This is a genomic window from Carnobacterium sp. CS13, from assembly GCF_016653495.1.
Taxonomy (GTDB): Bacteria; Bacillota; Bacilli; order Lactobacillales; family Carnobacteriaceae; genus Carnobacterium_A; species Carnobacterium_A antarcticum.
Window position 1 is genome coordinate 1,676,944 of sequence record NZ_CP067364.1, and the last position, 23,145, is coordinate 1,700,088.

Annotated in this window: 15 protein-coding genes and 1 pseudogene; all 16 read right to left on the reverse strand. The window is 33.6% G+C overall.

The features are described 5' to 3' along the window. Positions 1 to 64 precede the first annotated feature (64 nt). On the reverse strand, positions 65 to 1,231 hold the full coding sequence (locus JHE06_RS08030) for a nucleotide sugar dehydrogenase (RefSeq protein ID WP_201088458.1): 1,167 nt from the start codon (positions 1,229 to 1,231) through the stop codon (positions 65 to 67). A gap of 147 nt (positions 1,232 to 1,378) precedes the next feature. Beyond that, entirely contained in the window at positions 1,379 to 2,260 is an 882-nt protein-coding gene (galU, locus tag JHE06_RS08035; RefSeq protein ID WP_201088459.1) for a UTP--glucose-1-phosphate uridylyltransferase GalU, read from the reverse strand. An 87-nt stretch (positions 2,261 to 2,347) separates the two neighbouring features. Then, on the reverse strand, positions 2,348 to 3,358 hold the full coding sequence (gene galE / locus JHE06_RS08040) for a UDP-glucose 4-epimerase GalE (RefSeq protein ID WP_201088460.1): 1,011 nt from the start codon (positions 3,356 to 3,358) through the stop codon (positions 2,348 to 2,350). Positions 3,359 to 4,064: 706 nt separating this feature from the next. Next, positions 4,065 to 5,024: pseudogene (locus tag JHE06_RS08045) on the reverse strand (IS30 family transposase). Positions 5,025 to 5,145: 121 nt separating this feature from the next. Then, complete coding sequence (locus JHE06_RS08050) at positions 5,146 to 6,594, reverse strand: oligosaccharide flippase family protein (RefSeq protein ID WP_201088461.1); 1,449 nt, start codon at positions 6,592 to 6,594, stop codon at positions 5,146 to 5,148. 788 nt (positions 6,595 to 7,382) lie between these two features. Next, on the reverse strand, positions 7,383 to 9,305 hold the full coding sequence (locus tag JHE06_RS08055; RefSeq protein ID WP_201088462.1) for an LTA synthase family protein: 1,923 nt from the start codon (positions 9,303 to 9,305) through the stop codon (positions 7,383 to 7,385). Between the two features lie 337 nt (positions 9,306 to 9,642). Then, positions 9,643 to 10,608: an LCP family glycopolymer transferase gene (locus tag JHE06_RS08060; RefSeq protein WP_201088463.1), complete on the reverse strand. Its 966-nt coding sequence runs from the start codon at positions 10,606 to 10,608 to the stop codon at positions 9,643 to 9,645. A 138-nt stretch (positions 10,609 to 10,746) separates the two neighbouring features. After that, positions 10,747 to 11,853 carry a glycosyltransferase family 4 protein gene (locus JHE06_RS08065; RefSeq protein WP_201088464.1) on the reverse strand — a complete coding sequence of 369 codons (1,107 nt, stop codon included), beginning with the start codon at positions 11,851 to 11,853 and terminating at the stop codon, positions 10,747 to 10,749. Positions 11,854 to 11,869: 16 nt separating this feature from the next. After that, positions 11,870 to 12,604 carry a WecB/TagA/CpsF family glycosyltransferase gene (locus tag JHE06_RS08070; RefSeq protein ID WP_201088465.1) on the reverse strand — a complete coding sequence of 245 codons (735 nt, stop codon included), beginning with the start codon at positions 12,602 to 12,604 and terminating at the stop codon, positions 11,870 to 11,872. 196 nt (positions 12,605 to 12,800) lie between these two features. After that, on the reverse strand, positions 12,801 to 16,556 hold the full coding sequence (locus JHE06_RS08075; RefSeq protein ID WP_236253572.1) for a GW dipeptide domain-containing protein: 3,756 nt from the start codon (positions 16,554 to 16,556) through the stop codon (positions 12,801 to 12,803). A gap of 290 nt (positions 16,557 to 16,846) precedes the next feature. Beyond that, positions 16,847 to 17,611, reverse strand: coding sequence for an acylneuraminate cytidylyltransferase family protein (locus tag JHE06_RS08080; protein ID WP_201088467.1), 765 nt, complete (start codon positions 17,609 to 17,611; stop codon positions 16,847 to 16,849). Further along, entirely contained in the window at positions 17,612 to 18,526 is a 915-nt protein-coding gene (locus JHE06_RS08085) for a Gfo/Idh/MocA family oxidoreductase (RefSeq protein WP_236253484.1), read from the reverse strand. Continuing rightward, positions 18,523 to 19,509 (reverse strand): Gfo/Idh/MocA family protein, encoded by a 987-nt coding sequence (locus JHE06_RS08090; RefSeq protein WP_058918869.1) that lies wholly within the window; start codon positions 19,507 to 19,509, stop codon positions 18,523 to 18,525. The genes JHE06_RS08085 and JHE06_RS08090 overlap by 4 nt, the downstream gene beginning before the upstream one ends. 27 nt (positions 19,510 to 19,536) lie before the next feature. Then, positions 19,537 to 20,940, reverse strand: a complete 1,404-nt coding sequence (locus JHE06_RS08095) for an oligosaccharide flippase family protein (protein ID WP_058918870.1) — start codon at positions 20,938 to 20,940, stop codon at positions 19,537 to 19,539. A 2-nt stretch (positions 20,941 to 20,942) separates the two neighbouring features. Continuing rightward, positions 20,943 to 22,022 carry a polysialyltransferase family glycosyltransferase gene (locus tag JHE06_RS08100; protein WP_058918871.1) on the reverse strand — a complete coding sequence of 360 codons (1,080 nt, stop codon included), beginning with the start codon at positions 22,020 to 22,022 and terminating at the stop codon, positions 20,943 to 20,945. Next, positions 22,019 to 23,128: an O-antigen ligase family protein gene (locus tag JHE06_RS08105; RefSeq protein WP_197408976.1), complete on the reverse strand. Its 1,110-nt coding sequence runs from the start codon at positions 23,126 to 23,128 to the stop codon at positions 22,019 to 22,021. The genes JHE06_RS08100 and JHE06_RS08105 overlap by 4 nt, the downstream gene beginning before the upstream one ends. Positions 23,129 to 23,145 lie beyond the last annotated feature (17 nt).

Consider the following 23,145-nt stretch of genomic DNA (forward strand, 5'->3'; position numbering starts at 1 on the left):
AGTATTTATTTTCTTCTTAATTTTTATTTTTTAAAATCAAACAATGAGCCACTCTATCTTTTGTTTAATCTTTATGAAATAAGTCTCTTGTATAAACTTTGTCTTTAACATCTACTAATTCTTTTTCTAAACGATTCGACACAATAATATCTGATACTTTTTTAAATTCTTCAAAACTTTGGATTACTTTTGATTTGTAAAATAAATCCTCTTTTAAAACAGGCTCATATACAACAACTTCTATTCCTTTGGCTTTGATGCGTTTCATGATTCCTTGAATAGAAGAAGCCCTAAAATTATCCGAATCCTTTTTCATCGTCAACCGATAAATACCCACAACTTTAGGATTCATCTCGATTATTTGGTTAGCTACGAAATCTTTTCGTGTACGGTTAGCGTCTACGATTGCCCCTATAATATTATTAGGCACCTCTTCATAGTTTGCCAATAGTTGTTTTGTGTCCTTCGGTAAACAATAACCACCATAACCGAATGAAGGATTATTATAATGGGAACCTATCCTAGGATCTAAGCTTACACCATCAATAATGGATTTGGTATCTAATCCTCTTACTTCTGCATAAGTATCTAGTTCATTAAAGTAAGCTACCCGTAAAGCTAGGTACGTATTAGAAAATAGTTTAACCGCTTCAGCTTCAGTAGAATCCATAAATAAAACTGGAATTTCTTCTTTAATAGCTGCTTCAGCTAATAATTCCGCAAAAATCGTTGCTTTTTCTGATTCTTCTCCAACAATAATTCTTGAAGGATAAAGGTTATCATATAAAGCCTTTCCTTCTCTTAAAAATTCTGGAGCAAAAATAATATTTTCTGTACCGTATTTTTCTTTGGTTTCTTTTGTGTACCCTACAGGCACAGTGGATTTTATAATCATCGTTGCAGAGGAATTGTATTCCAGAACATCTTCGATTACACCTTCTACTGTAGATGTATCAAAATAATTTTTTTTGTCATCATAATTTGTCGGAGTGGAAATGATAACATAGTCAGCTTTCTTGTAGGCAACTGCTTTGTCCATTGTTGCTGTTAGGTTTAGTTCTTTTGTGGCTAAATACCCTTCAATCTCTTTATCCGCAATTGGAGATTTTTTTTGATTGATCAAGTTTACTTTTTCTTCAATAATTTCCAACGCTGTTACTTCATTATGTTGAGCTAGTAGAACTGCATTAGACAATCCTACATAACCTGTTCCTACTACTGTTATTTTCAAAATATTTTGCTCCTTATCCATAAGTATATTTAAATGTATTCACTCTATTATCATAATGTAAAAATTAAAAATGCACAACACGATGGTTGTACATTTTTAAGGCCTATACGAAAATTTCATATAATAATACAATTTAAGTTATAACTTTTATTCTTCTCTTAATTCTCTACTCAATTGGATAATATATTCTTTCAAATTATCTTTCACTTCTGGATGTTCTAAACCATATTCAATGCTAGTCGTCATAAAACCAAATTTGTCTCCAACATCATAACGAGTCCCTTTGAATTCATGAGCTAGGACCTTTTGTGTTTTGTTCAACGTTTCAATCGCATCTGTTAGCTGAACTTCATTTCCCGCACCTGGCTCTTGTTTTTCCAAGATTTCAAAAACTTCTGGGTTCAGTAAGTAACGGCCAATAATTGCTAAGTCGCTCGGCGCATCTTCTGGTTTTGGTTTCTCAACAAAATGATCGACTTCATAAAGTCCTTCCTCTATTTTAGTTACTGGATCAATAATGCCGTATTTCGATGTCTCTTCATGAGGTACACGCATCGTTGCTAAAACGGATAAACCAGTTTTTTCATGTTGGTTCATTAGTTGTTTCGTCAGTGGGACGTCAGCTTTCATCATGTCATCGCCCAACAGCACAACAAACGGTTCATTTCCGACAAAGCTTTTTGCATGTAGAACTGCATCGCCTAAACCTTTTGGATACGGCTGACGAACAAAATGCAGCCGTACTTTAGTTGTGTCTTGCACTAATTTCAATAAATCCCATTTTTCTTTCATTTTAAGATTTTCTTCCAATTCAAAATTCGAATCGAAATGATCTTCGATTGCACGTTTCCCTTTACCAGTTACGATCAAAATATCTTCAATACCTGATTCAACAGCTTCTTCAATAATAAATTGAATCGTTGGCTTATCTACGATTGGCAGCATTTCTTTTGCCATCGCTTTAGTTGCTGGTAAAAACCGTGTCCCAAATCCTGCTGCGGGAATAACCGCTTTTCTAACTTTTTGCATTTTCTTTTCCTCCATTACATTATGTAAGAAAGGCTCACCTAACTTAGGATCAATGCCTCTCTTTATCTACTAGTCTTTTTTTATACTTTATACATATCCATTTGGATTGTTTTCTTGCCACCTCCAAGAATCTCGGCACATTTCTTCTAGATCATAAGAAGATTTCCAACCTAATTCAACAGCTGCTTTTGTAGCATCTGAATAACAAGTCCCAATGTCTCCTGGTCTTCTGTCTACTAAAGCATAAGGAACTTTTTGTCCCGTCGCTTTTTCGAAATTGGTCACAACGTCCAAAACACTGTAACCTTGTCCTGTTCCTAAATTATAGGCTTCGATTTGCTCAGTAGCTAGTACTTTTTCGACCGCTTTCAAATGACCTTTTGCTAAATCAACGACATGAATGTAATCACGTACTCCGGTTCCATCAGGCGTATCATAATCGCTGCCAAAAACGCTTAGCTGATCACGTTTCCCCACGGCTACTTGTGTGATGTATGGCATCAAGTTATTTGGGATGCCATTTGGATCTTCACCGATTCGGCCACTTTCGTGTGCTCCAATTGGATTGAAGTAACGCAATAGCGCGATGCTCCAAGAAGGATCTGCTTTGTAAATGTCTTGCAAGATTTGTTCGATCATCATCTTCGTTGTGCCATATGGATTTGTGGTGCTCAATGGCAAATCTTCTGTTAAGGGAGAAACATTGTTCATGCCATAAACGGTTGCCGAAGAACTGAACACCATTTTTTTCACATTGTATTTTCCCATTAATTCAGCCAAAACAAATGTGCCGGTTAAATTATTGTGGTAATACTTCAACGGTTCAGCGACAGATTCTCCAACCGCTTTATAGCCTGCAAAATGGATCACCGCATCTAATTCATGAGCTTGAAATACTTCTTCCAATGCTGCTTTATCTAAAATATTTACTTCATGAAAGCTGAACTCTTTTCCAGTAATTTTTTTGATTCGTTTCAATACTTCTGGTTTGCTGTTTGAATAATCATCAACAATTACCACTTCATATCCTGCATTTAGTAATTCAACAGTTGTGTGGCTGCCGATATATCCAGCACCACCTGTAACTAAAATAGCCATTTGAACGCTCCTTTGATTTCCATTTAACTATCATTGATTTAACGTACTTTCTAATCATAATATACAATGCCTAAAATGACAATCTTAACCCTCACTATCAGGGTTTAAAAAGATCTAAATCGGAGTTGCAATTTTCGCCTATCAAAATACGTTTTCAACAAAAAGTTGAAACACTATAAATGTACTTTGCGATGTTTTATTCAGTTTACTTTAGTTAAAATGGCTTTCTTAAAAGTTTGGTATTTCTTGCTAGTTCTTCAAAAATATTTGTCGATAAAAAACTTCAACTATAATTTAATCGAGGTTCACCTTTTCCCTATATCAACCAATATTAAAACGAGAAACACTACTCTTTTCAATATTAATCGACTTATTGTCAACTTTTTCTTTATTACCGACGCTTTTTAAAGCTTTTTAGACTTACCTAGTTTATATCAGTAAACTTGCCCAACAAACCGAATATAGCCAGCAAAGTAATTAAAACAAACAAAATGTTTCTTTTTTTTCTTTTTAGGACTTTAATGTGTCCACTTTCTTATGTTTGTAAATGAATTGTAATTAGTGATTCCTCCACAGGTCTATTCTTTATATATTTTTATTACTTTTGCGTGTACTAACTGTTTTTTAAAATTAGCTTTTTCTAAAAAAACAACCATCATTCACAGATTTATTTCTTTATAATGGTATTTTTTATATTTTTCGTTTGTCAAATTAAATTAGACAGTTCCCACTCATTAATGTAATTCAAAAACATTTCTAGCGGCATCTGATACTGTAAAGATTTTCTTAGAATGTTGTTTCTTATCGAAGCTACTCTAGAAACAAAGGATTTATCCACTTAGTTAAAATCCATTTCTTTTGGCAAACCGTCTTTTCGAAGTAGTTCATTGGAATGATCGTTTAAAGCTCGTTGGGATAGCGTTCCTGGATCAGCGAAGTAAATAGCCATATTATTTTGATTACTGATGGTTTTCCAATTGGAAAATTCTTTTCCACAATCAAAAGTGATTGATTTGAAGAGAGTTTTTGGAATAAAGCGGAGCCATTTGTTTACAGCCACTTCAATATCTTGTGCTTTTCGACCGTTGGTCTTCAAGGTAATAATGACTTTTGACAGTCGTTCAACCAGTGTAATTACTGCACTTTTATGATGAACTCCAACAATTGTGTCACCCTCTAGGTGACCAAACTCTTCTTTAAAATGAGGATAATCGTTTAGTCTTTCGGATATGTTCCTTTTGAAAGCCTGTTTCCCACGTTTTTCTTTATGACCATTGGGCTTACGTTTTCCTTTCATTGGAAGGGTTGCTTAATCAAAAACCCCTTTCCTGAACTGTCGATATAACGTTCGTACGGAACAAGCAATGGGTCTTTCAGCACGATCAATGATCACATCTGGTGTCTATCCTTGAGAGACTTTCATTTGAATGTATTCTTGTTGGTCATGCGGTAAAGAAATAGAATGCCTACCACAACGCTTCTTATTTTCTTTGTACTGTTTAAAGTAATAAAGAGCCGTGTAGCCTTTTCTTAGGAAAGTAACGACGTTATGAATCGTCTGACGTGAGCGGCCAACGTAGGTGGCAATTTTTAAAACGGAAACGTTTTGGTGGAAATAAGCTTCTATCATTACAAGTTCTTCAGTGGTAAGATGGGTGTAGGTCATTCGTGATCACTCCTATGTTTTCTTTGGTCGGAAATACATTTTGAGTGTACCACGAATGGCTTTTTTAGTTGTCTAGCTTAATTTTACAATCGGCAATTTTAAAACCTATTATATTTTACACTTAACTATTTTTTTTGTTTTTTATTTTACTTAAAATAAGCATCATTACAGTTTCTTTGCTTAATAAAAGAACAAGGAAATAAAAACCTGATCCTAATATAGCACCCACTACCAACGATACAAATGAATTTTCAATACTATTTCTTATAACTAAAACCAATCCGCCCATTAATAACGCAGAAATTAGATATAATCTCGTAGACCTATCCCAAAAGTTAACAGTATTATATTCTAATTTATATTTAACTATATAATATCTAGATGTAACTGAAATTAATTCAGCAATTACTACAGTAAATCCTGCTCCAAGATAACCAAGTGTAGGAATTAATGTGAAATTAAGAATTAAACTGACTATACTGGAAAATAAAGCAGCATATAAACCAAATTTTTCGTTACCTGTTGGGATTAAAATTTGATTTTGTAAATAGCCAGCTAATGGAGAAAAAATAATAATCAAAGAAATAATTTGTAGTAAGACTGAAGCTTCGATAAATTCCTCGCCCCCTAACAAAAACATTAGATTAGGCGCTAATACCACTATTCCTACCGTTATTGGTATAGTAATCCACAAGATAAACTTAGGTATTATTTTCAACAAATCATTAAATTTTTCTTTATTAGTATCAATATAATACGAAGCTCGTGGCAAAGTTACGTTCGATATTGCAGTGGATATAGAAATAGCTAACCCTGTAATAGCCTTACTTCTATTCATATACGCGACAGATTTAGTATTTACAAAAAAGCCTAAAAGCGTTTGATCCAAGTTTGTATAAATACTTATAATTAAAGTATTTATAAAAAAAATATTTAATGACTTAATATGTTTAAATGGATTAATCCCTTTAAAACTAAACCGAGCAAATTTTTTACTGTATACAAAGTTTAAAATACTACTTAAGCTAATTGCTAGAACGCTTACCAGGCCATAGATAACATAATGGTTTTCTTCATGGACAAATAAAAAAATAGATACTAATGAAATTAACTTAAATATGGCACTTCTTATTGTTATGTACTTATATTCTTCAATCCCTTGATAAAACCAGTCAATTGCAAACATATTTAAAATAATACTAAGAGACATAATCAAATATAAGGGCAGCTCTTTAGAAAATTGATTAATATTTATTACTAAAACAAAATATATTATTGTAACAATTAATGAAAGCACTCCATTTATTACAACAATTTCGGAAAATAATTTACTCAATTTTTCTTTATTATCACGTTGCTTCGCAACTTCCCTAACACCATAAGTAGCTGTTCCGAATGTAGCAAATAATAAAAACCAACTCACTATTGAAGTTGCAAAATTAACCTTACCTAAATTTGATGCACCTAATGTTCTTGATATATAAGGTGACACTATCAGAGGAAATAATAAATTTAACCCTGTATATAAAAAATTATACAACGCATTCTTAATTAAAGACTTTTGCTTCATTTTTACACACCTTTGCTATACTTTATAATAGTTGAATAGGTTTCACCTAACTAAATAAACATTATAAATCCTCTAATATTAATAGAAAACTAAAAAAAGGAACTTTTGTATAATATACCTTAATACTTTCGACATTTGAAAAACAGATTAATTAGGACACTAATTTAAGTCCACTTTAAATACTATAAATAGTCTGCGATTTTGAGTTAAAAAAGCTAATATTGACGTTTAGACAGAAGTCATAGCATAAAAATAATATTCGTATAGACCCGCTGATGATAATATTCCAAAACTTGTCTGTCCAATGACTATCGCTACTAATGTTTAAAATAGAAACAAAAAAGTCTTTTATACAAAAAATACCATTAAACAAATCAAAAACATTTAAATTGAGTATTTAATCAATTCGTATAGACTATATAAATGAATTTAGTGATTATTAGTTAATAACTTTTCAAGTGTTTTTACTATCCCAAAAAAATCCTTAAGTAATACAAAACCTCAATATGTTAACATCCCCAGCAATTATATTAATTAAACTTTGTTGAAAATTAGCGTTATAAAAACTTAGTTATCTTACAAACTGAATCATTTAAATCCAAACGAATATAAGTTAATGTTATCTTGGTGGATCTTATAAAAAACTCTAATAAAGTATTACCTATACTCCTCTCCCCATAATTAAAACAGCCATTTGAACATTCCTATATTCTTCATTTAACTATCGGTCCAATTTGCTCCCTAATCATAATATACAATAGTTAAAATAACAATCTTAATTGTCATTATTAAGGTTTGAAGAAATTCAAATCGGAGCTGTAATTTTCGCCTGTCAGAACATCATACATGATCGTATCGTAGTCTTTCAACAGTTCCAGTGTCTCTGGCGACAACTCTTCACGGTTCATTTTCATTTCACTATCAGTGGTCTCAACGTACATGCCTTTTTCAAATGCCGGCAGAACATCTTCGAGTTCACTTAACAAAGCATAATAAGGAGAAAGCGACACATTCACTATTTCTAAAAGGTGATTCGCAAAGTAAATCGGACTGATGACGCCTAAATCCGTATCATCTTCTGAAAAATTTGTATAAATCAACAACGGCGTTTGGTGCATGGTCAAGTCATTATTTTGTTGATAAATTTCATCGCTGTAAAATCCAGGCAAATGGTCGCCCCAAAAGAAAACAATGGTCTTTTCAGGATATTCCACTAATTGATCGATCAGCATCTCTAAAGCGTCATCGCTATACGCTAAATCCTGATAGTAATTTTCAATCGCTTCAACACTATAATCAGTCCCTCCAGCCACAAAATCGGTTTCTGGATACTTGCCAGGATAAGGCGCATGATTTTGCATCGTCACCAAATGAATAAAGTCTTTCTCTTTCGTGTGGTTTAAGCGATCTAGTACTTCTTGATAAGCTGATTCGTCTGAAATAAAAGTATTTTGGTCTTTTGTTGAGGTGTGGCTCATTGTGGCATCGTACAGAAACGTTTTGAAGCCCATTTCTCGGTACACATCCGTTCTTTTGTACATATAGGTATCATAGGGATGAATTGCTGTCGTTTGGTGTCCTGAATCTTTTAAGTAAGAAACCAAAGAAGGCATTTGGTGAATTTGTTTGGTGAGTTGAGTATATGGGGTGGTAATACTAGGCAACATGGGTTCCATTGAAAAGCCGGTCAGCGCTTCGAATTCAATATTCGCAGTTCCTCCGCCATAGCCTTGAGACAAGACTTCGCCGCTTCTGTTTTGTTTTAATAGCTCATGCGTTTTTGGTATCGGATCTCGTGATTGAGACATCCCGTTGATTTTCGATGGATCGGTAAAGGTTTCATTCATCACATAAATGATATTGATATCTTCCAATGTTTGGTCTCGCTTTAGATTTGTTGCTGCCGCACTCTTTTTGTATTTTGAAACGATTTCATTAATGGATTCTTTTGAATAGTTGGAAGGCTCTTCCATCCCAGGGGAATCTAGGTTAAAGAGGAAACCGGCAACGAAGCCGTTATCAAGGTAGTTTTGCTGCTGGCTCCAACCAACCCAGATAGCACTGCGGTTAAAAGCTGCTTGAACAATATTTTTTGGTTGGTTAAAGTTAGCAATGTAGCCAATCAATAAAGAACTTGCTATGAATACCAAAGCTCGTGTTAAGTAAAGGGATTTCTTACTCTTTTTCAGTTCAGAAGATGTGTTTTGTGTTTTTAGTTTTTTAAACCGTGAATAACCAAACAACAAGCCAGTCCCTAACAATAGCACGATTAGCAACAACACACTGATCAAGATTTTTTTATCGATTATTTTCACTAAAAACGGTAATTCTTTGATCATCAGTAAATCATTGGGGTACAATGGCTCACCACGAAAAAGATCTTTCTGTTGATTAGCAATACCCGCAACCCAAGAAACAATCAGTACTAGTGTTGAACCAATCCACTTATTCCCTATTAAAGCGGTTACCCAAATATACAAAATAAAAACGATACTGATTTGCAATAAAACTAGGACGAACGAAACTTCACTAAAATAAGTTTTCATAATTACTGTGTTAAACTGAGCCTGATAAAATTGCAACAGCCCGATACTTATTGCTCCTGTTATCATGCCTAACAGAATTGTCATTCCTGCTTGTTGCATTTGCCGTTTTTTTTGTTCTTCCTTTAGACCATGATTGTCTAACGCTTCTGTATCTTTTGTTGTCATTCTAATCCCTCGTTTCTTCTTAAAATACTGAACATACTAAAAATGGGTTGTTATTCAAAAAAGGAAAACACGAAATAAAGTGGTTTAGAAAATAGTGCTGAGGAGGTGTTGCTGATTGATTATAAATGGATTGAATCGAACTTGAAGAAGGTGGTGTTTAAAAAGAGGTCAAATTATAGATAAAATTATTGTAATGAAGTGGGTAAAAGTATATCAGTTGTTTTTCTATATTGTAAATCTATTGTACCAGTACTTTTCCATTTTGCAATTTAAATAGTATCTTTTTAATAAAAAAAGCGAAACACCGTAAAAAAATCTTTACAGTGTTTCGTATTTGTTATTCTAATTCAAGTTGTTGTTTTAAAAGAGTGGAAACTCTAGCTAATTCTGCAGGGTCAATTTGTTGGTAAGAGACGCCATTCATCATAACTCCCGTTCCTTCTAATTGAATTTGTTCAATATTACCAGCTGCTGAACGGTATTTACTGAAGATATCCATCATATCCGCAAATGCTAAGTTGGTTTTCATGTTATTCTCCATTGTTCCGAGCACACTTTGGTAATTGGTAATGGTTGAGAATGTTGCTACTTTTTTGACGATGGCTTCAAGAACTTGGCGCTGTCTTCCTTGACGACCATAGTCTCCATTCGGGTCTTCGTAACGCATTCTTGAGTAAGCTAATGCTGCTGCCCCATCAAGTGTTTCAGTCTGTCCTTCTGTGAAGGTGTAACCCTCAGTGGTAAATGATAACGGGCTGGTCACTTGAATGCCGCCGACTGCATCTACGATATCTTGAATCCCTTGCATGTTCACTTCTACATAATAATCGATTGGAATATCCAATAATTTTTGAACGGTGTTCATCGACATGCTGGTTCCACCAAATGCATATGCATGGTTAATTTTGTCCATCGTTCCTTTGCCGACGATTTCGGTATACGTGTCACGCGGGATGCTGACGATTTTTGATTCGTTCGTTTTAGGGTTGACCGTCATAACCATGATGGTATCTGATCGGCCTTGTTCAGTTCGGCCTAGATCACCTGTATCAACACCGAGCATCAAGATTGAAAAAGCTTCGCTCTTATCGATATTGACTGGCTTCTTTCTGACTTCTTCTGTTTCAACACCTTTATAAATTTTTTCAGTCGTACCTGTTACATCACTGTAAACTTTCCAAATAAACAATCCGAATATGGCAATTAAAACCAATAAAATCAATAAGACGATTTTTGGCCCTCTTTTTCTTTTTTTAGGTTGTTTGTGGGAACTGCTTCGCATTTCTGAACGTGATTTCGCCATTTCTTTACCCTCTTTCAACTCTTCTATGTATATCTAACGTTTTTTTACATTGCCCTTTTATTGTATCAGTAGTTTTTGTTTTTGCAATTTAATTTTTACTTAAATTTTAAAAGAAACTAAACCCTTTTCAATTTCTTGTTACATTTTTTCCACATGTCTTGTTTTTGAATCATATTTTTCGTAAACCGCTACAGTTTCTTGATAAAATTTTTCTTGAGAAAATTGATTTGAAGCTAACTCAAACAAGTTTTCCCCTTTTTCTTTCAAGGTATTCGTTTGCCAATCAGCATAAGCTTCTTTTAATGCTTGCGAAAAGGCTGCTTTATCGCCCACAGGTACTAACCAACCATAAGACTTATCCGGAACTAATAAAGCTACTTCCCCCACATCGGTACTGATAAAAGGAACGTGCTGATTAGCGGATTCTAACAACGCTAAAGGAAATCCTTCACTGTAAGAAGCTAAAACAGAAAGATCGGTTTGCTGCAAAATTTGTTCAATGGCAAGTTTATCTAAAAAGCCATGAAACTGAATGTTGTTTGCCAACTTCAACTCTTGTGCTTTTTGTTCCAGTGTTTCTCTTAACTCTCCATCTCCTATGACATTTAAATGAAAATCGTTTAAGGCACTAGCTTGCAGGCTTTCAAATAACAATTCATGACCCTTGATAGGGGTCAATCGGGCAATGTAACTGATTGTAAATACTGAATGGACTTTTACAGAGGGTTTTTGGCCGTCAAAAAGCAAACCGTTGTAAACAACAGAAATCTTTGTTTCTGGAATGCCCATATCGATGAGAACTTTTTTAAACTCCTCCGTTACAGTGATCAAACCATCGGCTTTTTTTAAGCTTCTTACATTCAAAAAAGAGAAAGCTTTCCCTTTTGGTCCTTTTCCCACAAAGTCGAGCTGAGGGTTACTGTGAATGGTGGTTAACCATGTTGCGTTTAGGCGTTTTTTAATAAGACTTAAGATTAAATTCGCTCTTGCTCCATGAGTATGTACAATATCGTATTGCCCTTCATTGATGAGCGTGACCATTTTTTTTAGAATAGACAAATCATAGCGGGAAGTTTGGCTGATAGATTGCACAGTGATTCCTAAAGCTCTCGCTTCCCGTGCTACTATTCCCTCTTCCAATACCAGCAGCTCTGCTGTATGAGCATTAAACTGCGATAAAAGAGATAAAATATGCGTCTTTGCTCCGCCTTCTTCTAATCCTGCATTTACATGTAAAACTTTCATCCGTTGGTCCCTCATTTTAACTAACATTTTTCTTTTCTTTTTTAACAGCAACCAAAAATTTCGGCAAAACCAGCATCCGTTTAAATCGAGAAGGTTGCTTTATCAATCGGTAGAACCATTCAAGGTTCATTTTGATAAAGATAGCCGGTGCTCTCTTAACGGTTCCTGTATAGGCATCAAAAGCACCTCCTACACCCATGGCTAACCCTTTATCTGCTCGCTCCAAATACCGTAGGATCCATTTTTCTTGTCTTGAAAAACCTAAGCCTACAAACAAGAGATCCGGTTCCGCTGCTAACACTTCACTTAAGATACTTTCATCAGCTAAATCAAAATAGCCGTTGTGGTAACCTACTATATTGATTTGCGGATAGTCTTTCTTTAATTTTTTGACTGCCTTTTCAATGGTTGTCTGCTTAGCACCTAATAAGTAAACACTTTTCTGATCTAAATCAGCTTCTTTTAAGAGTTCCAGCATCAAATCATATCCAGCTACTCGTTCAACAATGGGCGTGCCAAGCATCCTGGCTCCTTTAACGATTCCAATGCCGTCTGCTGTAATATAATCCGCTTGTTTCAAAATAGCCATATAGTGTTTATCAGCATTCGCATGCATGACGATTTCCGGGTTGGCCGTCACTACGAACGTTTTTTCTTTTTTGTTTACTCGATCTATTAATGCAGACAACATTTCTTTTTTGGTTAAATTATCAAACCTTACATTCAAAACATTTATTTTCTTATTTGTCATTTTATAAACACCTATTTTTTAATTATTAGTAACACTTCTATTGTAATGGAAATACCGTTCATTTACATTAAAAAAATAGATTTAAGCAATACTATTTAAATTCAAAACTATATTTAACCATAGAAAAAACCCCCAAAAACCAGATTTTTCAGGTCTGATCTTTGGGGATCGGCTCATTCTTCTAACGATTTTTTATTTATTTAAAATAGTCCGCTATTCCCTGTACTATTCCATTTGCTAATTTTTCTTGGTAATTATTTGTAACTAATTTAGATCTTTCAGAAGCATTATCTATAAAACCCAGCTCTAACAAAACAGCAGGCATGTTAGTTTCTCTAATTACATGGAAGTCTGCTTTCTTAGCTCCTCTGTTATACGCCCCTGAATAACTAATCATTTGTTGCTGAGAACTTTTTGCCAGCTTCTCACTACTCGTTAAACGACTAATATTTTTTGACATGGGATTTGTTGAATTTCCTAGAGAGTTATATGAATAAGATTCAATTCCATATGCATTTTGATTAAACGAATTATGATGAATACTTACAAAAATATCAGCTTTAGAATTATTTGCTTTCCTAGCAATTTCTGACAACTCTAAAAAGACATCTGTTGTTCTCGACATTACAACGTTATACCCTTTTTGCTCAAGTTTATCTCTTACTTTTAAAGCAACTTTTAAATTTAAATCTTTTTCCTTTGCTCCGCCCGACTGAGCTCCTGGATCTTTTCCTCCATGACCAGCATCAACATAAACAGTTTTTTTGAAGGGATTAATTTCTTTTAGTCCAGCTTTATCGATCCAGCCTAGTTCTATTCCATTTAAGCTGATCAAGACATATGTTGAACGTCGAGTTTTCGCTTCTTCTTTTACTAATACTTCCATCCCAAGATATTTTGATGAAGAACCCTCAGTTACATATCCCTCTGTTCCATAGGGTTTTGAATTAATTGTATCAGTAGAACGAACAATCGTAGCTTTATAATCTGCTACATTAGTAGTAGAAAGAACTTTTTCAATATCCAATCCATTTTTATCGATCCAGCCTAATTCTGTTCCATTTAAGCTGATCAATACATACGTTGATCGAGTAGTGACTGTTTCTTTCGTTACTTTGACTTCTTTGCCATAATATTGTGAAGATTGAGCTTTCGTTTGATAGCCTAGTGTACCATAAGGTTTTGTGTTGATAGTATCTGTTTTGCGGCTTATTTTAGCGGAATAATTAATTGTTTTTTCAGACAAAACCGCTTCATCATCTGACAATCCATTTGTGTCTATCCAACCTAATTCTTTTCCATCTAACGTAGTTATTAGTGCCCAATTCGAACGTCGTGAAGCAGCTTCTTTAATGATTTTTACTTTTTGTCCATAATATTTTGAAGAATACGCATTCGTTACATACCCTTCGGTTCCATATGGTTTTGTATTGATCGTATCTGTTTTACTGCTAATGGTTTTAGTATACGATACATTTTTAGTAGAAGTTACCTTTTCAATATCCAATCCACCTTTATCGATCCAGCCTAGTTCGGTTCCATTTAAGCTGATCAAAACATACGTTGATCGAGTAGTCACTGCTTCTTTCGTTACTTTGACTTCTTTGCCATAATATTTTGAAGATTGAGCTTTTGTTTGATAACCTTTTGTACCATAAGGTTTTGTATTGATGGTGTCCGTTTTACGGCTTATTTTAGCGGAATAATTAATTGCTTTTTCAGACATAATCATTTCATCATCTGACAATCCATTTGCGTCTATCCAACCTAATTCTTTTCCATCTAACGTAGTTATTAGTGCCCAATTTGAACGACGTGAAGCAGCCTCTTTAATGACCTTTACTTTTTGTCCATAATATTTTGAAGAATACGCATTCGTTACGTACCCTTCGGTTCCATATGGTTTGGTATTGATCGTATCTGTTTTACTGCTAATGGTTTTAGTATACGATACATTTTTAGTAGAAGTTACCTTTTCAATATCCAATCCACCTTTATCGATCCAGCCTAGTTCGGTTCCATTTAAGCTGATCAAAACATACGTTGATCGAGTAGTCACTGCTTCTTTCGTTACTTTGACTTCTTTGCCATAATATTTTGAAGATTGAGCTTTTGTTTGATAACCTTTTGTACCATAAGGTTTTGTATTGATGGTGTCCGTTTTACGGCTTATTTTAGCGGAATAATTAATTGCTTTTTCAGACATAATCATTTCATCATCTGACAATCCATTTGCGTCTATCCAACCTAATTCTTTTCCATCTAACGTAGTTATTAGTGCCCAATTTGAACGACGTGAAGCAGCCTCTTTAATGACCTTTACTTTTTGTCCATAATATTTTGAAGAATACGCATTCGTTACGTACCCTTCGGTTCCATATGGTTTGGTATTGATCGTATCTGTTTTACTGCTAATGGTTTTAGTATACGATACATTTTTAGTAGAAGTCACCTTTTCAATATCTAATCCACCTTTATCGATCCAGCCTAATTCGGTTCCATTTAAGCTGATCAATACATACGTTGATCGAGTAGTGACTGCTTCTTTCGTTACTTTGACTTCTTTGCCATAATATTTTGAAGATTGAGCTTTTGTTTGATAGCCTTTTGTACCATAAGGTTTTGTATTGATGGTGTCCGTTTTGCGGCTTATTTTAGCTGAATAATTAATTGTTTTTTCAGACAAAATCATTTCAAAAGTAGTTATTCCATTTTTGTCTATCCACCCCATTACCTTACCATCTAAAGTAATTTTTACCCAAATTGTACCACTTTTGGTCATTGCTTCTTCAGTTACGGTTACTTTTCTATTGAAGTATCCTGAAGCATCTGCATTTACCTTAGAATCTGACGTACCTTTAGGCTTAGAATAAATCCCATCAGTATCGCCAGTTATATAGGCGGTGTAGTCTTTTACATCAGTCGTTGATGTAATTTCATCATATGAAATATCTTTTATATCGTCTGGTAAGTTTGACTCATCTTTATTATCAGTACTTTTGTTATCGAATTGGGTTAAATTGTATGTTTCTATAATATTATTTAACTTTGTTCCATAAGTTGGATCTGTAGCATATTTACCTGTAAGTGCACTAGTAGCATTTTTAAAAGAACTAGCATTTTCTTTCCATGCACCTGAATAGTATTTGGGATCCCAAGAACCTTTACTACTATTCCAATCTGGGCCTTTACGCAATTTCTTAGCATAGTCTATAAAAGTATCCTTATAAGAAGGATATGTTTTAAAATTCGATTTTTCAATTGTCCAACCTTTTTCTGTACTATATTCTTTAGAATATTTTGCAAAATAAGAATCTCCTGAGCCCGCTTTTATTCCAAATAAATTATAATTCGGTGCATAAGCAAGGATACTTGTTCCCCAAGCACTTTCTAAGGCGGCTTGAGCAATCATCACGGAAGCATACAGATCATATTCATTTGCTACTGATACTGCTTGTGAAGAAATAGCATTAATAAAAGCATCCGTTTTAGGAATAGCTCTAGATTTCATACTAAAAGTGCTGGTTGAATTTTTTTCTTGTTCCATCATTTCAATAGCTTTTTCTCTAGTTTCTTCTATTGAAAAATATTCTTCATCCGCTTCATCATTTAAATCCTCTTCACTCTCTAAAGAAGAGTCATCATTAGATTCATTTTCTTCAACTATATTATCATCATTTTTTGTTTCTTCAACATTATTGCTGTTTTCTTCTATGTAATCTTCTTCAACTACAGTTTCTGTATCTAGATCTTCTGTACTTTCTACTTGTTCTTTATTTGACAGTTCAGAATCTTCCTGTAACTCAACTTCACTTAACTCATTACTTTCTACATCCTCAGTTATCACACTATTGCTTTCTACTGCTGATACTCCAGTAGATAACACTATAGGACTCAACACAGTAACAATCATTGCTAAAGTAATAACCTTATGCATTGACTTTTTCAACACTTCCAAAAAATCCCTCCTTTAATATTAACATGCTATATGAATATACCTTTTATTTCTCGCCAAATCTAGCCGTTTACGTTTTTTTCATGAATAACATTTGCGTTATATGAACATAGTATGAACTTTTAAGTTGTTTTTCCTTTTGGTAAATAAAATTCCAGAACAAAATAACTTAGTACATCATAATGACAAATAACCCCTGCTATAATAAGTAGGGGTTATTTGTCATTATGATACACCCTTTTTAAAAGGCTTATTTTTTTTATCTCAAGTAGTTGCGGTTTTAAAAACTATTCTGCAGAAAAAATCGTCATTTTAGGTATGTGGCTATAAATATCTTGTATACCCTCTTCTTCTAAAAGTTTCACATAAATGTATTCCATCCATTTAAAATCTTCTTCCGAATCTATATCCAAGACCATATAATCTTGCATTTGGATAACGCCGCAATTTCCATTAAAAATATATTCATTTTCTTGCAGGAATTTTGGATCATATAGATACATAGAAGCGTTCATATCATAAATGGCCGGTGCTTGTTGCCGTGATGTAAACGTTGAAGCATTGACCAGTGAAACAGAGTTCCCCTCTTCTTTCACCATATTGAAGAAAGGATTGCGTCTCGATTCTACCACTGAAAAAACAACGTCTAATTCTGGGTGCTCTTTTTTCTTTTCAATCAATTTAAAGATATCTTGAACCGTTCTAAGAGGTGATGTTAAATCTAAGTCGATCACATAATCGTATTCTTTTTGACGAATTTTCTTTGCTTGTAAATAGGTGTCTCGAATTACCGCCATTTTACTGGCGGTATCTGTTGCGTGTTCTTTTTTTCGATCAATTAATAAAACATCTGGGTAATCTTCAATTGTTTTTTGCAGTTCTTTGCTGTCGGTATTCAAAGCAACATCTATTTGGTGGCTAGATTGTTCTTTGAACAAATCCATAGCTGCTAAGGTGTAAGCAATTAAAGGATAGCCATGAAAAGTCTTCAAGTTTTTAGCTGCTAAGCCTTTTGATCCGGCCCTTCCACAGATGGTAAATAAGATAGTCATTTATTTTGTCTCCTTGGCAATTTTTAATACTCTATTTGCATGATCAATATTGTTGTTATTTTCTTTATTCGTTAGTACTTGTTCAATGAAATAAGTTAATTCTGCTAGATACATTTGATTCGGCTCTTCTGAAATTTCTTTGATCATGCCTAATTTGTTAGACGTTAATGTGTTTTTCAAAAAGTCACACGTAATTAGATCATTTTCTGTAATGATTTCAATTTTTCGCTGCGGAACTTGTCCATAGTAATCCAAATGTACTTCAATGAATTTATCGGCATACTCCAATAAATAAAGTGCCGTATCGTTTGACTGGATGTCTAATTGCGATTTTTTTCCATACATAGCTTTCGATTCAATTGGGAAATCAAATAAATCAACAACGTAATCTAGTTCATGAATACAATCCAATTCGATCCCTCCACCCAAATTCGGGTCAGCAGAATAGCTTTTTGTATAATCATCTTGACGCCAATCCGGGAGATAAGTCGAACAAATAACACGACCATTGTATACCGTTTCGTTAACCAGCAGCTTTTTCAACTCTAACATAATTCCTTTATACCGCAAAGGCGCAGCAATATAATAAGCTTCTTTGTTTTCAATAAAAGCATTAATATCATAAGCTTTTTCGAAAATAGGTTTCTCCACAAAGAAATACTTTGCTTTATTTTTAATCATATGGAGAGTCTCTAAATGAAGAGCCGTTGGATTCGTGATAAAGGCAACATCGTAATCATCTGCAATCGCACTTGTTTCATAAATCATCTGAATATCTGAGGGTGTTTCGTGTTCTGCTTTTCTTGATCGATAAGCAGATACCTCTAGTGGAATACCTTTTTCTTTACAGATTAATTGCAAATTCCGATAATGCTTTTGACCAATAGAACCCAGCCCAAAGAAAATCACTTTCATGATAAATCCCCCTCAAACTGATTGATCAGTTCAATGATAGCTTGATCTTTCTTAAACGAATACATGGTTGTCGTGATTTCACCTTTTAAAAGTGCGACATATTCTTTTATTTCTTCCAGATAAGCATCTTCAATAATGGTTTTGGAATAACTTTGATTGTCCATATAACCAGTATACAAATCTTTTTTAACCATCTCTTTAGCTGCTTCATCCCATTGATACAAACCATCTGGCGAACCGTCCCACGAAATTTGTGTTTGTTCTCCAATGATATCTAAATCCCGTTTTGCAACACGAGACAAAATATTCACATTTAATGTGCCAACTATGCCTGAAGTGTGTTTGACTACTAAGGCATAGTTATCTGGATAATCTATTTCCAAGGAACTGATTTTTTGTTTTTGAAGCTCAAAAGATTCAATCTCTCCAAAAACTTTTGAGATCCACGGAAGCTCAATGGCAAAAATTTCACGGCAGCCATTTGTTTGTTTATTGGCTACAAAAAAGTCTTTATAAGACTCCCAAGGATGCCAATCAGGCAAGTATTGTCCTACATGATAACGATACGTTACTTTTGGATCTTGCTTGACTGCTTTTTCAAATAATTTTATTTCACGGCGATGTAGAAAAGTAGACGAAAGGTACAAATGCAAATTCTTTTCTTCCGCTAATTGCATCGCTTCTTCATAATAATGATTTAACAGATTAATTTCCGTAAAAACATGCAAGTTCTTGTTTAAGGCCTCTAAAATAATGCTTTCATGACTGATTGGAGAAGTACAGATACAAACAGCTTCTATTTGTACTTCTCTAACTGCTTCTTGTAAACTTTCATAAGTTTGAATCTTAAAAAGGCCGCTCACTTCTTCTTGCCGGTCTTTGCGAGAATCTACTCCGACTAAGGTTATTTCAGGAAAAAATTCCGTCAGCAAACGAAGTCGTCGTTTACCCATTGAACCTAAACCAATGACACCTATTTTCATACTGCAGCCTCCTCTTCTTAAAATAATTTATTTTCTTTTTCTAATTTTTTGTACGATAAAGTACAATACAGCCAGCAAAAAGGCTACCATCAGATAACGCAATATTATATAGTCTGTTAAGAAAAACATTACGAACGATAATGCTACTACAACGGTTGTTACAGTAACAATCATTTTAGTATCAAATAGTTGTTTTCCTATTAATTTTTTCGCTAAGAAATAATGAAAAATAAACAGGAAAAAATACGCAACGACTGTTGTATAACCAGCAGCAATATAACCATAGATTGGAATAAAAATAATGTTTAGCACAATATTTATTACAGCACTGGCGATTGTCCCCATAGCAATGTAAGTTGTCTTTTTCTCAAAAAACTCAACGTTTACAGGTAGGCTATACAAGAACTGAAAATAATACCCTAAAAGAACCGGAATAATCAGTGGAATACCGACTAGATATTCAGCAGGAGCCATTATTTTAGCTATATCGATCAATAACAACATACTAACTAACGTAACTGCTCCAAATAATATCATATAATAATTCGATGTTTTTTTGATTTTTGCGTAATCTTTTTTCTCCATCTCGCCATAAAACCATGGGACCCAAGCATTGTTGGTTGACGCCCAAACAACACTCAAGACTACACCTAAGTTATAAATATAGGAATAAATCCCTGCATCAAACGACCCAGAGTAAGTGTTAACCATAATACGGTCGAACTGACTTAGAAGGACATTGGATAGAGAATGCGGTATAAGCGGTAAAGCAATTTTCAACGAAAATTTCCAGTACTCCATATTAATCAGTTTTTTTCCTTTGAACATTATTGCGAAGTAAATGAGCAAACCTATTAAAACGAATGCTCCAGAACTCCCGACAACTCTGCCTATGTAACGATCCTTTTCAAACAATGTAAAGATCATCACTAGAGACAAACCTATGTTTAAAACAGTACTCAAAATTGATAATAGTAAGAATTTAAAGTATTGTACATTTATTGTAAAATAAGCGGATAAAAAGTTAATTAAAAAATTTCCATAACTTTGAAAAATCATTAAATTGAAAATTATCTGCGATAGTTCAAAGAAACTATTTTTGAAAAAAAAGTATCCATTTCCTATGATAAGAAATGCTGCAAAACTTAATGTAGACAAAAATAATGTAGAAGACATAAATCCTTTTATGTCTTCTTTGAATTCAAAATTCGCATTATTTATTGCACCGTTTAAACTTAATCCTACAAAAAGAGAAAATATAGACGCAATTGCAGTATAGTTGTTTACTAATCCATATTCTTCAACCGTCATGATGTTGGTAAACAGCGGTATAGTAATAAACGTAATTCCTTTTATAAAGAAATTGCCTATAGTGTACCAAAAACTTGATTTCACCAAGCTAGATGATTTCAATTTTTCTATTAATGCCATGGTTACTCTCCTTTTAATATTGATTTAAGTTCTTTTTTATTTTTTGGCATAAGCACATTTCGATAGCCTATCGACTGATATCTTTCATAAAATTCAGATACACCTGTCAATACCTTTTGAGTTCGTTCATCTTCAGTAGAAAATTCTCTGTCATTTCTGACCATTTCTGCAAGAAGTATAACTTCATTTTCTAAGCCAAATATCATACGAGGTGTAAAGGATGCTGTCGAAATACAACTGACAATAACTGTATTCCGTAAATCATACGCTAAAAAACATAACTCCAATGGTAAATCCGTTTTGAATATTTGAGCATCCTTTCCATACCTTTCAGTATCAGTACGTGGATGTAATTTGACTGAGAAGTTTTTATTTACTCCATACTCTTTGATAAGTTTCAAAATATTATTTTCATTTATTTGATAATTATCTTTTTCAAGAGGTTGATCTAAAAATAATAATGTATTGACCATTTTTTCTTCTTTTTCAGGCAAACCAAAGATTCTTTTTAATTGTTCGTATAAAACTCCATCTTTTTTTATGACTGGTAATCGATTCAACTGAAAAGACTGATCAATATTAGTAAGTTTAGGTTCGTATAAATAATAATCCGTTATTTCTGCTAAAAACATGCTATGCGGATTAATGAGATTCATGATTTTCCTTCTAATTGCTGATGTATTTAGCAACGTAACATTTAAATATGTTGCTAAACCATCTTCAATGTATTTCAATTCAACATTGGGATTATTTTTTTTAGCTTGACCATACAAAATCTTTAAAAAATAATTGCCGCCTTGAGTGAAAATAATATCATAATCAATTTCTTTGTCTAATGTTAGCATGTGATTAATGTTTAACAGCACATTCAATTTGCTGATAACTTTATTTCCTATTTTTTTATGATCCACTAAATAAACGTTTTGAAAATTTCCTTCTTTTAATATGTTTTGATAGACTTGCTGTGCACCATTAAATTCATCATAAACGTATAAATCAGCTTCGGTATCAGCATAATAGGTTAATTTGGTATTAAGAATATTAATGACATGCAGAGGCGTCCATGCTATAAAAGCGATCACTTTTCAATCACTCCATCAGTAAACATTTTTTCTTTTCTAAAATGCTGCAACAAGCCTAGATAATACCAGAAGACAATAGCTACAACATCTTTTACTTTAAAAATAATATGGCTTTCAACAAGATCTTCTGCAAACAACGCTACAATTAGGAAGATCATAATGGCTACAATTTGATAGTCCACAGTAACTTTTTTGTATTTCAACAAATGAGTAATGTTATCTCTTAAATGTAAAATAATAAATACGGCAATTACGACAAAACCTAAAATTCCAGACATGATCAGTGTTTGAATATAGACATTATGCATGTTGCCATGTGCCCGTTTTAATTCATTTTTATCTAATGTAGATAACTTACTTTCATCAATTTGTGTATTGTGTTCTATATCATTCCTATAAAAATAAGGATCTGTGGCACCTAAAACCGGAAACTGTTTAACCACATTAAGAGCAGCTGTCCAAATAGTGAATCGTCCAGATGAAACTTCAGCATCGTCTGGTGAGTGCTGAATAGTCACTCTATCTATCGGTTCTTTTTTAGACGGCTTTTCATCATCTGATATTTGCGGTTCATTTACTCCAGCTTTGTCAAAACCTTGTTGAACCAATCCTGGAACATAACTTAATCCTTCTTTTAGTATACCTGTAAAACCTAAGCTTACTGCAAAGAAAGCTAAAAATACTAGTATCGTTCGGAAGATAACTTTTGTCTTGCTTTTATATGTTTGGATAAAATAGGGAATCACAATAAACACTATGGATAATAGTGAAAACACCATAATGGTTAGTTCTGTACCTCTTGACGAAGCTAGTATGAAGAAGAGAACTTGAATGATTATATTGGCTATATAAAGTTTGGTGAACTTATACCATACGCCTCTTTTTATTAAGTTATTCAACATTGAAAGTACAATTGATAAAAAGCCGAAAATTGCTCCAATATTGGGACTCGTATAAATTCCGAATAAACGAGAAGCGACAAAACCTTGTCTGGCAGTGGTAGCACCGCTGGGGATGATAAAGCCGATATTAAATATAAACATTAAGACCGAGATTAAACCAGCAACAAAAACGGTATAAATCAAGATGTTGTTAAATTGTGTCATATTTTTTTTAACATCTT

Bases quoted from the DNA above. Each gene is read 5' to 3' on its own strand.
- galU (WP_201088459.1), bottom strand. From the start codon at position 2,260: ATGCAAAAAGTTAGAAAAGCGGTTATTCCCGCAGCAGGATTTGGGACA.
- galE (WP_201088460.1), bottom strand. From the start codon at position 3,358: ATGGCTATTTTAGTTACAGGTGGTGCTGGATATATCGGCAGCCACACA.
- JHE06_RS08050 (WP_201088461.1), bottom strand. From the start codon at position 6,594: ATGAAGCAAAAGTCTTTAATTAAGAATGCGTTGTATAATTTTTTATAT.
- JHE06_RS08055 (WP_201088462.1), bottom strand. From the start codon at position 9,305: ATGACAACAAAAGATACAGAAGCGTTAGACAATCATGGTCTAAAGGAA.
- JHE06_RS08060 (WP_201088463.1), bottom strand. From the start codon at position 10,608: ATGGCGAAATCACGTTCAGAAATGCGAAGCAGTTCCCACAAACAACCT.
- JHE06_RS08065 (WP_201088464.1), bottom strand. From the start codon at position 11,853: ATGAAAGTTTTACATGTAAATGCAGGATTAGAAGAAGGCGGAGCAAAG.
- JHE06_RS08070 (WP_201088465.1), bottom strand. From the start codon at position 12,604: ATGACAAATAAGAAAATAAATGTTTTGAATGTAAGGTTTGATAATTTA.
- JHE06_RS08080 (WP_201088467.1), bottom strand. From the start codon at position 17,611: ATGACTATCTTATTTACCATCTGTGGAAGGGCCGGATCAAAAGGCTTA.
- JHE06_RS08085 (WP_236253484.1), bottom strand. From the start codon at position 18,526: ATGAAAGTGATTTTCTTTGGGCTGGGTTCTATTGGTCAAAAGCATTAT.
- JHE06_RS08090 (WP_058918869.1), bottom strand. From the start codon at position 19,509: ATGAAAATAGGTGTCATTGGTTTAGGTTCAATGGGTAAACGACGACTT.
- JHE06_RS08095 (WP_058918870.1), bottom strand. From the start codon at position 20,940: ATGGCATTAATAGAAAAATTGAAATCATCTAGCTTGGTGAAATCAAGT.
- JHE06_RS08105 (WP_197408976.1), bottom strand. From the start codon at position 23,128: ATGACACAATTTAACAACATCTTGATTTATACCGTTTTTGTTGCTGGT.